The organism is Flavobacteriaceae bacterium HL-DH10, assembly GCA_031826515.1.
Classification (GTDB): domain Bacteria; phylum Bacteroidota; class Bacteroidia; order Flavobacteriales; family Flavobacteriaceae; genus Thalassobellus; species Thalassobellus suaedae.
Map to the genome: position 1 here is coordinate 588,839 of CP134536.1, position 12,432 is coordinate 601,270.

8 protein-coding genes are annotated in these 12,432 nt (G+C 32.5%); 4 read left to right on the forward strand and 4 right to left on the reverse strand.

Going from position 1 to position 12,432, the window contains the following annotated elements:
* Window positions 1-62 precede the first annotated feature (62 nt).
* Window positions 63-1,130 carry a DUF3810 domain-containing protein gene (locus RHP49_02550; protein WNH13141.1) on the forward strand — a complete coding sequence of 356 codons (1,068 nt, stop codon included), beginning with the start codon at window positions 63-65 and terminating at the stop codon, window positions 1,128-1,130.
* On the opposite strand, the gene RHP49_02555 is transcribed toward RHP49_02550, so the two are convergent.
* Complete coding sequence (locus RHP49_02555; protein WNH13142.1) at window positions 1,127-3,736, reverse strand: T9SS type A sorting domain-containing protein; 2,610 nt, start codon at window positions 3,734-3,736, stop codon at window positions 1,127-1,129. The genes RHP49_02550 and RHP49_02555 overlap by 4 nt on opposite strands.
* A 123-nt stretch (window positions 3,737-3,859) precedes the next feature.
* Here RHP49_02555 and RHP49_02560 point away from each other — a divergent pair, with 123 nt between their 5' ends.
* Both RHP49_02560 and RHP49_02565 read left to right on the forward strand, forming a co-directional pair.
* Window positions 3,860-4,660, forward strand: a complete 801-nt coding sequence (locus tag RHP49_02560) for an RNA methyltransferase (protein WNH13143.1) — start codon at window positions 3,860-3,862, stop codon at window positions 4,658-4,660.
* Between the two features lie 59 nt (window positions 4,661-4,719).
* Window positions 4,720-5,952 carry a M48 family metallopeptidase gene (locus RHP49_02565; protein WNH13144.1) on the forward strand — a complete coding sequence of 411 codons (1,233 nt, stop codon included), beginning with the start codon at window positions 4,720-4,722 and terminating at the stop codon, window positions 5,950-5,952.
* A gap of 394 nt (window positions 5,953-6,346) precedes the next feature.
* Here the strand turns inward: RHP49_02565 and hutI are convergent, their stop codons facing one another.
* From hutI to hutH, 3 genes are read right to left on the reverse strand one after another with little or no spacing between them, the layout of a single operon-like run.
* Window positions 6,347-7,585: an imidazolonepropionase gene (hutI, locus tag RHP49_02570; GenBank protein WNH13145.1), complete on the reverse strand. Its 1,239-nt coding sequence runs from the start codon at window positions 7,583-7,585 to the stop codon at window positions 6,347-6,349.
* Window positions 7,585-9,582: a urocanate hydratase gene (locus RHP49_02575; protein ID WNH13146.1), complete on the reverse strand. Its 1,998-nt coding sequence runs from the start codon at window positions 9,580-9,582 to the stop codon at window positions 7,585-7,587. Before RHP49_02575 ends, hutI begins: the two co-directional genes overlap by 1 nt.
* 8 nt (window positions 9,583-9,590) lie before the next feature.
* Window positions 9,591-11,081 carry a histidine ammonia-lyase gene (gene hutH, locus RHP49_02580; protein ID WNH13147.1) on the reverse strand — a complete coding sequence of 497 codons (1,491 nt, stop codon included), beginning with the start codon at window positions 11,079-11,081 and terminating at the stop codon, window positions 9,591-9,593.
* Window positions 11,082-11,178: 97 nt separating this feature from the next.
* On the opposite strand from hutH, the gene RHP49_02585 reads away from it, so the two are divergent.
* Window positions 11,179-12,057: a LysR family transcriptional regulator gene (locus RHP49_02585; protein ID WNH13148.1), complete on the forward strand. Its 879-nt coding sequence runs from the start codon at window positions 11,179-11,181 to the stop codon at window positions 12,055-12,057.
* Window positions 12,058-12,432 lie beyond the last annotated feature (375 nt).

The window sequence follows — 12,432 nt, forward strand, 5'->3', positions numbered from 1 at the left end:
TTAGGTTCTACAAAGGTAACATATCTAATCAGGATTAATAAACATTTTATTACTTTTGAAATATGTTGAAAAAGAAAAAAACCATTATTGCTTTACTGTTAATTCCGCAATATTTAATAGTCAGGTTACTATCGAATTACCCGGAATTTATTGAGAATTATTACAGTAATGGTTTATATCCTTTTATTTCGAAAATATTTCGATATGTTTTAGGCTGGATGCCTTTTTCGTTTGGCGATTTAATTTATACGCTTGCTATTATTTATTGCGTAAGATGGTTTTTTATAAATAGAAAAAGACTGCGCAAAGACACAAAATTTTGGTTTATTGATGTGTTTTCTGCTTTATCAATTATTTATTTTGCCTTTCATTTATTTTGGGGCTTAAATTATTACCGATTACCGCTTCATAAAAATTTAAATTTAAACAAAAATTACACCACTGAAAAACTGATTGGTGCTACCGAAAAATTATTAGAATCTTCGAATAAAATTCATTTAGAAATCACAAAAAATGACACCGTTAAAGTTAAGATCCCTTTTAGTAAAAGAACGACTTTTAAACTTGCTCTAGAAGGCTATGAAAATTTAAAACAAGTATTTCCTGATTTAGAATATAAACCAAGAAGCATTAAAAAATCGCTATTTAGTTATCCGCTAACCTATATGGGGTTTAGTGGTTATTTAAATCCATTAACTAACGAAGCTCAGGTAAACGCCTTAATTCCTGATTATAAATTCCCCACCACAACAACTCATGAAATGGCGCATCAATTGGGTTATGCTGCCGAAAACGAAGCTAATTTTATTGGATGTTTAGCAGCTATAAACCATGACAATGTTTTTTTTAAATATGCGGGCTACACCTTTGCTTTACGCTTTTGTTTGAACGAAATTTACAGACGAGATTCGTGTTTATATGAGGATCTGATTGCAGATGTTAACATAGGTATTTTAAAAAACTATAAAGAATCGCGTGACTTTTGGGAAGCACATCAAAACCCTACCGAGCCATTTTTTAAACTATTTTATGGTAACTTTTTAAAAGCGAATCAACAGAATAAAGGCATGGAAAGTTATAGTTATGTAGTAGCTTTATTGACTAATTATTTTGATAATAAAACACTCTAGTTTATTATAAGTTTTTTTGTTGTTACTGAAATACCATCACTAACTTTTATAAAATAAAGTCCGCTTTTTAATTTAGAAACATCCAAAATCACAGATTTATTTTGAAGTGTTTTAGATGCTTTTAAAATCTGTTTTCCTTGAATATTATAGATCTTAACGTTTATGCTGCTTATATTCACTTTACCAAAACTCAATTCTACTGAATTATTTGCTGGGTTTGGAGAAATTGAAAATTCTGAATCACTAATCTTTTTATTGGAAAGTGTTGCCACAAATTCTGTTTTATAAGTATTAGTTATAACGGCTGGGTTGAAATCAAAATAAATTTCAGCAGTGTTAGGTATTACATCCCCAATTTTGTAACCAGCTAATGGTTTGATTTTATAATATACATAACCATGACTTGCTGGTTCATCCATATCTTCACTTGGCAGGTGAATATTATCAAACTTCCAATTTAATAGATTATTCGTTCTTCTAAACACATAGTCATGACTAGCATTTAGCATTTGAATGGTTGATTTATCTAACTTAGCATCCAATGCATTATCAATTGATACATTTATGGCGCTTGCAGTTCCTACGTTTTGAAATCTGATGGTGTAATAGAGATAATCATCGGTTGTAAAATCATCATAGAGAATTTCTGGTCCGTTAGATTCTGCAATATCGTTTGGATCGTATGAACCTATAACTACTTCTGAAAGCGTTGATTTATTATTTTCAATATTTAAATCGGAAACAGAATAAGCAACCGTATTAGTTAACACCGTCCCTAAACTTGTTGGAACAGGAACATTCATAATTACATTTACATATTCACTTTGGTTTGGTTGCAAATTGACAAAGTCAAGTCTAAATCCTGTTGATGTATTTGTTACAGAATTCCCAGAATCAATACCCAAAACATTTTTGAAAGTCACTGAGGAATCATTCGTAAATTCAACAGAACCAGAAGTTACAGTTTCTAAACCTTTATTTACAATTACTAGCCGATTGAAATAATCAAACCCAGGTCTTGGTGATGCGTAAGACGTTAAATAAAGTGCAATATCTCCACAATCTTTTACTTTATTAATTGGAAAGTTATAATTTACTGTACTACCATTTATTACACTTATATCATCATAAGATGTAGTTGTAATATTATAACAAGAATCATATTCATTATTTATATCATAACTAATATCATAAGTATTAGTGTCATCATCACTTATAATATTAAAAATGCCATTTGACGAATATAAATTATGTTGTACGCCATCATTATTTTCCTCATAAGTAAGTGTTCCGTTTAAAAAATTGATTTCGTTAGCCTCAAAACCATCATTAGTATTGGCATCATAAAAAGCATTTATTTCAATCACACCTTTTGTTGAACAATCTTGAACAACTAATTCTAATGGCAAAATAGTAAAACAATCAAAACGACCTCCCCAATCTTGAACACTAAAGTAAATGGTTTGTGGATTTGTTATATTAATATAACTATCCTGATCTGAGATAAAAATTTCATTTCTAGCATCTAAATAAATCGCAATATCGAAATAGTTATAATTAGCATCTTGGATAATTTTATTTCTAATCGAAGCCAAATCAAAAGTTGCTTTACCATCTCCATCATCGTCACAAACTTCATATGCTTCTAAAGGAGCTATAAATGAGGTTTTAGAAATATAGAAACTAAAAGATGTTATAGCATAACTTCTTTTAGTATTTTCCTCAACTCGACAAAAAATAGTTACATCTACTAAAGTTTCAAAAATATTTGACAAAACATTTGTTTTGTCTTCAGCATTAGCATTAGATAAATAATATGAAATTGTGAAGTCATTAGGATTTTGATTCCCTAAAACTGTATTATCTAAACTAGTCAAATCAAAACTATCTATACTATCGCATACATAAACATCAGAAATAGGATTAGCAACAGCAAACAAAGCTTTTACTATAAAATTTGTTGTTTCAATATTACCTTTAGTATTATGTACTGCTCTTACATAAATATATTGAGGGTTAGTAGTATTTTTAAAAGTTGAAGGATTTACAATAGGATTAGCTCCAGAATTAGCATCTGTATAAGTTAAATGATAACTAACCGAATAATTATTTTTATCATTTGAATTACAAAACACATCAACAGAAGTTAAATCAAAAATTGATAATCCATCAGAATCATTATCATAATTCGATAGAAGAGATTCTGGCGGTACTAATAATGATGTTTCAATTATATTTTCAGCAGTTAGAAATTCAAAAATCCCACTTATATTAAAAGCATTTGCTCTATAAAAAATAGTTTGTGGGTTTGATATGTTTATATAATCTTCAGGATTGGCAATCGGATTAATTTCATTATTCATATCCTCTCTACTTTCATAATATACAATAGAATGATAATCTTCTTCTACGACATCTCCTGTACTATAAGGGCAAAAAGTATTGAAAGGAAATAATTCAATTAAATTAAATGACGTAAAACCGTCATTATTATCATCACAGGCATATTTTGTAAAATATCCACAAGGTGCTGGCGGCCCTTGAGCTTGAGCAAAAGCTGTTAATAACAAATATGCAATAAATATAAACGTAATTTTTATTTTCATCAGTATATCATTATTTTTTCAATCGTTTATATGTATATCTAAATATTTTTTTTAATCCATTTTCGGCTTATGTTCTTGATATATCAGAATACCGTAAATTTGCAAAACAAAACTAGTAAATAATTGACTACAAAATTAATATCCAGCATACAAAATCCTTTTATTCGGCAATTGGTTCAATTAAAAGACAAATCGCGCGAGCGTAAAAAAAGTGGCACATTTTTAATTGAAGGCGAACGAGAAGTTTCGCTAGCATTCAAAGGAAACTATGAAATAGAAACTGTTTTATTTTATCCTGAATTGTTTTCTTTAGAACAACTTAACAACTTAATAACTCTTCAAACAAACCTCATTGAAATATCAAAAGAGGTTTACGAAAAACTCGCTTATAGAGATACAACCGAAGGAGTTTTAGCTATTGCTAAAAGTAAAGAACACATTATATCTAATTTAAAATTTAACACTAAAAACCCTTTAATTTTAGTTGCCGAAGCTCCAGAAAAACCAGGAAATATTGGTGCGCTTTTAAGAACTGCCGATGCAGCTAATGCAGATGCCGTTATTATTGCCAACCCAAAAACCGATTTATACAATCCAAATATTATTCGCTCTAGTGTAGGTTGTGTATTTACTAATCAAATTGCTACAGGAACTACTACAGAAATTATTAGCTTTTTAAAATCGAAAAATATAAATATTTATGCTGCTATTTTACAGGAATCTGTTGCATATCACACGCAAGATTACACAAAACCAACGGCTATTGTTGTTGGTACAGAAGCGACTGGTTTAAGTGAGGAGTGGCGTATAAACGCTACCCAAAATATTATTATTCCCATGCAGGGAGAAATAGACTCTATGAATGTATCGGTTGCAGCAGGAATTCTTATTTTTGAAGCGAAAAGACAACGGGATTTTAAATAAAATTTCTCGTGATTACAATGTCAGTCTGAGTGCAGTCGAAGACCTATAAAAACTATAACATGACAGCAAACACTATTTTTTACATCATAATCACCATAATCATCATCAATTTTATCGTTGATAAAGTTTTAGATGCCTTAAACGCGAAACATTACAACGATACACTCCCAAAAGAGTTACAGGATGTTTATGATGAAACCGAGTATAAAAAATCTCAAAACTATAAAGCTACAAAATATAAATTCGGAATTATAACCTCTACATTTTCACTTGTATTAACCTTAGGATTTCTATTTTTTGATGGTTTCGAATTTGTAGACAATATAGCTAGAGGTTATTCTGAGAACCCCATTCTAATCGCTTTAATTTTCTTTGGAATTATTATGATTGGCAGCGATATTCTAACCACGCCTTTCTCGTATTACAGCACCTTTGTCATTGAAGAAAAATTTGGATTTAATAAAACAACCATTAAAACGTTCTTTTTAGACAAAATAAAAGGCTGGCTCATGATGACCATTGTTGGTGGCGGAATTTTAGCACTCATTATTTGGTTTTACCAAGTTACAGGAACCAATTTTTGGCTATATGCTTGGGCTTTAGTTGCTGTTTTTACTTTGTTTATGAATATGTTTTATTCCAAACTTATTGTCCCTTTATTTAACAAACAAACACCTTTAGAAGCTGGAACCTTGCGCGATAAAATAGCCTCATATGCTAAAACTGTGGGCTTTAAATTAGATAAGATTTTTGTAATTGACGGCTCTAAACGTAGCACCAAAGCCAATGCTTATTTTTCTGGCTTTGGAAGTGAAAAACGAGTAACGCTTTATGACACTCTAATTAATGATTTAGATGAGGATGAAATTGTTGCTGTTTTAGCGCATGAAGTAGGACATTATAAAAAGAAACATATTATTTTCAATCTATTTGCTTCTATTTTATTAACGGGATTAACCTTATTTGTTTTATCATTGTTTATTTCAAATCCGTTATTATCAAATGCTTTAGGTGTTGAAATTCCTAGTTTTCATATTGGATTGATTGCTTTCGGATTACTTTACTCGCCTATTTCGGAAATTACGGGGTTGATTATGAATCTGTTTTCTAGAAAGTTCGAATACCAAGCCGATGATTATGCTAAAAACACCTTTAAATCAGAACCATTAATTACATCGCTTAAAAAATTATCAAAAAATAGTTTGAGTAATTTAACACCGCATAAAGCGTATGTATTTATGCATTATTCACATCCAACACTTTTAGAACGAATTAGGAATTTGAGGAAATAATCATATTGAATCCCTCTGTCATTTCGACACAAGGAGAAATCACATAACAATATAGCACGTAAAGATGCTAAGTTTTGAAAACCATCTAATAATTAACGAATATTTTAACACTGAGATTCACTAAGATTTCACAGAGACTCTCGGAGTTTTATTTTAATCTTTGTGTCATTTCGACATAAGGAGCAATCACATAATACTTGTCACGCAAAGACGCTAAGGCACAAAGTAAAGTGATTTTTTATTTTAATAATTCGGAAATCGTGAATGCTTCGTATTTGACAGCGGCATCCTTTTTATTGTGGGATTCCTGCCATAATTTATCTTGAGCGTAGTCGAAAGGCAGGAATGACAGAATAAAAAGATATAGCGAAAAGCGCTTTAAAACACCCAAAAACTAAATAATTTCTTTTCCTTTTATAAAGACGCTTTCTATTTGATTATTCCCAAAAGCATAGGGAATAAATCCATAAGAATTAATGGGTTTAGTTAAAATTAAATTGGCTTGTTTTCCTTTAGTTATAGAACCTAATTTATTTTCTAAGCCCATTGCATAAGCACCATTAATAGTGGCTGCGTTTATGGCTTCTTCGGGTGTCATTTTCATTTTTATACACGCCGTAGATATTACAAAATTCATATTTCCTGAAGGTGCAGAACCAGGATTATAATCGGTTGCTAATGCCAAAGGCAATCCTGCATCAATCATTTGTCTTACAGGCGTATACGGAATACTTAAAAAATACGAACAGCTTGGTAAAGCTACTGGCATGGTTGTCGTGTTTTTTAAAGCATTGATATCTTCATCTCGCATAATTTCTAAATGATCTACCGAAAGCGCATTGAATTTTACCCCAGCTTGTATGCCTCCAATAGCTGTAAACTGATTGACATGAATTTTAGGAGTAAGTCCGTACTTTTTTCCTGCTTTTAAAATACGCTCGGTATCTGCAACTGTGAAATACCCTGTTTCACAAAAAACATCGATGTATTGGGCTAAGTTTTCTTTGGCTACTTTAGGTAGCACCTTATCAATTAGTAATGACAAGTAACCTGACTTATCGTTTTTATAAGTTGCAGGAACAGCGTGAGCTCCTAAAAAAGTAGCTTTAACTTCTATGGGATAATTCTCTTGCAAACACTTGATGACACGCAACATTTTTAACTCAGACTCTAAGGTTAGTCCGTAACCTGATTTAATTTCGACTGCACCTGTACCTAGATGCATCACTTCTTCTAATCGTGCTTTACTTTGATCGTACAAATCAGGTTCCGAAGTCTCTTGAAGTTTTTTAGCCGAATTTAAAATACCGCCACCATTATTAGCAATTTCTTCATAAGAAAGCCCCTTAATACGATCTACAAATTCGCCTTCACGATTACCAGCATACACAATATGGGTATGCGAATCGCACCAAGCAGGTAAAATCATTTTTCCTGTGGCATCAATGACTTCATAAAAATCATTGCTTGGACAATTTTCCATCGTTCCGAAATCTGTAATCAATCCATCTTCAACCACTAAAAAGGCACCTTTAATAGTAGGTAGCACATTCATATCTTTTCCTGAAACAAAAGCTATCGATGCTTCATGAACCTGAATTAATTCTTTAATATTTTTAAAAAGTGTTGCCATTAAAATAAGTTATTTAAAATGTCGTCTTCAACAAGATTAGGTAAAGTTACTTTTAAATTTGGTGTACGTTCCATTTCGCGTTTAATTGCAAAAATAGCTTCATCATTTCTAGCCCAACTACGGCGGGCAATCCCATTATTCACATCGTAAAATAGCATACTTTTTAATCTAGACTCAGCTTCTTTTGTACCATCTAAGAGCATCCCAAAACCACCATTCATAACTTCACCCCAACCAACGCCACCACCGTTGTGAATAGACACCCATGTGGCGCCTCTAAAACTATCGCCAATAACATTATGAATAGCCATATCTGCTGTAAATTTACTCCCATCGTAAATATTAGAAGTTTCTCTGTATGGCGAATCGGTACCGCTAACATCATGATGATCGCGCCCTAAAACTACAGGACCAATTTCACCTTCAGCAATCGCATTATTAAATGCTTCGGCTATTTTAGAACGTCCTTCGGCATCAGCATACAAAATACGAGCTTGTGAACCTACCACCATCTTATTCTTTTTAGCATCTTTAATCCAAGTGATATTATCTTGCATTTGCAACTTGATTTCATCAGGAGCGCTTTCCATAATATCCTGTAACACAGTTGCGGCAATATCATCTGTAATATCTAAATCTTCTGATTTTCCTGAAGCACAAACCCAACGGAATGGACCAAAACCATAATCGAAACACATAGGTCCTAAAATATCTTGCACATAAGATGCGTATTTAAAATCGATATTATTCTCTGCCATAACATTGGCTCCTGCTCTTGAAGCTTCCAATAGAAAGGCATTTCCATAATCAAAGAAATACGTTCCTTTTGCGGTGTGTTTGTTAATTGCTGCTGCATGTCTTCGCAACGATTCTTGTACTTTTTCTTTGAAAATCTCTGGTTCTTCACGAATTAAACGCTTGGATTCTTCATAAGAAATACCAATAGGATAATAACCACCAGTCCAAGGAATATGCAATGATGTTTGATCTGATCCAAGGTGAATATGAATATTTTCTTCATCAAAACGTTCCCAAATTTCAACCACGTTTCCAATGTAAGCGATTGAAACTATTTCGTTAGTTGCTTGTGCATGCTTTACTCTAGTGATTAAATCATCCATCCTGTCAATTAACACATCCACCCAACCTTGCTCATATCGTTTTGTAGCTGCTTTAGCATTTACTTCGGCACAAATAGTTATACAACCAGCAATGTTTCCTGCTTTTGGCTGAGCGCCACTCATACCTCCTAAGCCTGCGGTTAAAAATATTTTTCCATTCGGATTTTCTCCTTTTGGTAATATTTTTCTAAACGCATTCATTACCGTAATGGTGGTTCCGTGTACAATTCCCTGAGGACCAATATACATAAAGGAACCCGCCGTCATTTGTCCGTATTGCGTAACCCCTAAAGCATTAAATTTCTCCCAATCGTCTGGTTTAGAATAATTAGGAATCATCATCCCGTTGGTAACAATAACACGAGGTGCATTTTTAGACGATGGAAATAACCCCATAGGATGCCCTGAATATAAATGCAGTGTTTGCTCATCAGTCATAGTTGCTAAATATTGCATCACTAAAAGATACTGCGCCCAGTTTTGAAAAACGGCACCGTTACCTCCATAAGTTATTAATTCTTCAGGATGTTGTGCCACTGCTGGATTCAAATTATTCTGAATCATGAGCATAATAGCAGCAGCTTGCATCGATTTTGCAGGATATTCTGAAATAGATCTTGCATAAATATCATAATCGGGTTTGAATCTATACATATAAATTCTACCAAATGCTTTCAACTCTTCTGAAAATTCTTGTGCTAATTCTTGATGCCAGGTTTTAGGAAAATAACGCAACGCATTTATAATAGCTAATTGTTTTTCTTCTATAGATAAAATATCTTTTCGTTTTGGAGCTCTATTAACATCTAACGGATATATATATTTAGCTGATAATTTACTTGGAATACCTTGTAAAATTTGTTCTTTAAATGTCATAACTAATTTTATTTTACAATGAATACTTGATTTTTAACCATCATAATCAATGCATTAATATCATCTTTAAGAATGCGATCTTCTTCTAACTTATCAATTTTATCTCTTATAATCTTAAAGTTATTTTCTATAATTTCAGAAAACGTATTCGGTCTTCTAAACTCCATGGCTTGCGCCGCATACATAAGTTCGATGGCTAGGATTTTTTCAATATTCCCTAAAATCTGATTGAATTTACGCCCAGAAATACTTCCCATAGACACATGGTCTTCTTGTCCTAATGAGGTAGGAACACTATCTGCCGAAGGCGGGAAACACAACGATTTATTTTCAGTTACTAAAGCTGCTGTAGTGTATTGCGGAATCATAAATCCTGAATTTAAACCGCCACTTGCTGTTAACAAGCGTGGTAAACCATACTTACCTTCTAGCAACAAATAACAACGCCTGTCGGCAATGTTTCCTAATTCTGAAGCTGCTATTGAGCAATAATCTAATGCCATAGCTAAAGGTTGTCCATGAAAATTCCCTCCAGAAATAGCCTCCGTTTCACTTAAAACAATAGGATTATCGGTTACCGAATTCATTTCAATTTCTGCTAATTCATATAAATGATAATAAGCATTTCTTGAAGCGCCATGTACTTGCGGAATGCAACGCATAGAATACGGATCTTGAACACGCGCACAGTTTTCGTGCGATTTAATATTCTTAGAATTTTTAAACAACATACGCATACGCTTGGCAACTTTTAAATTGCCTTTAAATGGGCGAATACTATGCAGTAACTCTTTAAAAGGTGATTCGCTTCCTTGGTAACCTTCCAAACTCATGGCACCGGCAACATCGGCTAAATCTAATAAATAAGCCATTTTATTTAAACCTGTTATAGCATGAGCTAATATAAACTGCGTACCATTTATTAACGCTAAGCCTTCTTTAGCTTCTAATTGTATAGGCTCTAAATCATGAGATTTTAAAACGTCTTTAGCTGAAACAATATCATTTCCTTTCCAAAACTCCCCCTCGCCTATCAATGGTAAAAACAGATGTGATAATGGTGCCAAATCGCCCGAAGCTCCTACCGATCCTTGCTCTGGAACCACAGGCAACAAATCATGTTCAATAAAATAAATGATACGCTCTACAACCTTTAATCGAATACCAGAAAACCCACGACTTAAAGCGTGCACTTTACAAATCATCATAATTTTAGATAATGCTTTAGCTATAGGATTCCCTACTCCAACAGCATGTGTAATGAGCAAGTTTCTTTGAAGTGTACTTGTTTCATCTGGAGTAATTTGCACATCACACAAAGGACCAAACCCCGTATTAATTCCGTAAACAGCTTTATTACCATTGGCTATAATTTCAACTTTTGATCTACAATCATTAATTTTTGATTTTGCGTAATCAGACAGTGATGCCTTTAATGAGCCATTAGCAATTGCCATGACTTTATTCACTGTTAATATATCAATTCCGTATGTAAACATTTTTAATTTATAATAAGTTGAGTACTATTCCGTTTTAAACAAAATTATCGATAAATTTGATGCTTAACAAGACCATTAATTAAAACTATTAATAACTATGAGTTATCAAATAGAGTTTAGACATATTAAATATTTTTTAGCTGTAGCAGACACATTACACTTTAGAAAAGCCGCAGAAACCCTTTTTATTTCTCAACCTGGATTGAGTAGACAAATAAAAGAAATGGAAGATCAATTGGGTATGAAGTTATTTGAACGCCATAACCGACAAGTAAAACTGACGCATACTGGATTATACTTAAAAGAAGAACTCTCTAAAAACTTAAAAAACTTAGAAACCATTTTAAATCATGCTAAACTACTTGAAACTGGTAAAGATGGTCAGCTAAACTTTGGTTATGTAGGATCTGCTATGCAGCAAATCATTCCTGATTTATTATTACAATTCACTAAAAACCATCCAGATGTGCTATTTAGTTTGAAAGAAATGGATAACCAAAAACAAATTGAAGGTTTGCTTTCTCAAGATATCGATATTGGTTTTGTTCGTTTAGAACGCATTCCTAGAGGTTTAAAGAGCTATCCTGTTTTAAAAGAATCGTTTTGTTTGGTATTACCTAAAGATCATCCCATTGATGCTTCTAATTTTAAAAACATGGGACAACTAAAAAATGAACATTTTATACTATTCGATCCCGAATACAGCGCTTCCTATTATGAAAAAGTGATGGGTATTTTTGACGATAGTGGATTCAGCCCATTAGTATCTCATAATACCATTCACGCCGGTTCTATTTATAAATTAGTTGAAAACAATTTCGGAATTTCTATTGTGCCTAAATCATTAAAAACCGAAAATAATTCAAACATAAAATTTATAGAACTTACTAAAATTCGCCAAAAAACGGTACTATCTGCTGTTTGGAATCCAGACAATAGGAATCCTATATTAGATAAAGTGATTAGGTTATTATAAAAAGCCTCTATGTCATTTCGACACTAGGAGAAATCTCATGATGCTTGTTGCTCAAAGGTGTTAGGTATTTCTTTATGTGATGTCTCAATCGTACCTCATTTCGACATGACAAACAGAACTACTTTTTGTTTGTATCAATAACCTTGGCAGATGATTCCGTTATTGTGCAAAAAAAATCTAATATCATAGTTTTAATAATTTGAGTCTCTGAGTGATTTCGACGCTAGGAGAAATCGCATAATACGTGTTGTACAAAGCAAAAAATGGTATTGTTTTGGTTGAATTTGACTTTGTAATAATTTTCATCTACATTCGCTTAACATCTGATATAAAACATTAAAACGATTTCATATACAGGAAACAGTTGGACGTAAT

Bases quoted from the DNA above. Each gene is read 5' to 3' on its own strand.
- RHP49_02550 (WNH13141.1), top strand. From the start codon at position 63: ATGTTGAAAAAGAAAAAAACCATTATTGCTTTACTGTTAATTCCGCAA.
- RHP49_02555 (WNH13142.1), bottom strand. From the start codon at position 3,736: ATGAAAATAAAAATTACGTTTATATTTATTGCATATTTGTTATTAACA.
- RHP49_02565 (WNH13144.1), top strand. From the start codon at position 4,720: ATGACAGCAAACACTATTTTTTACATCATAATCACCATAATCATCATC.
- hutI (WNH13145.1), bottom strand. From the start codon at position 7,585: ATGGCAACACTTTTTAAAAATATTAAAGAATTAATTCAGGTTCATGAA.
- RHP49_02575 (WNH13146.1), bottom strand. From the start codon at position 9,582: ATGACATTTAAAGAACAAATTTTACAAGGTATTCCAAGTAAATTATCA.
- hutH (WNH13147.1), bottom strand. From the start codon at position 11,081: ATGTTTACATACGGAATTGATATATTAACAGTGAATAAAGTCATGGCA.
- RHP49_02585 (WNH13148.1), top strand. From the start codon at position 11,179: ATGAGTTATCAAATAGAGTTTAGACATATTAAATATTTTTTAGCTGTA.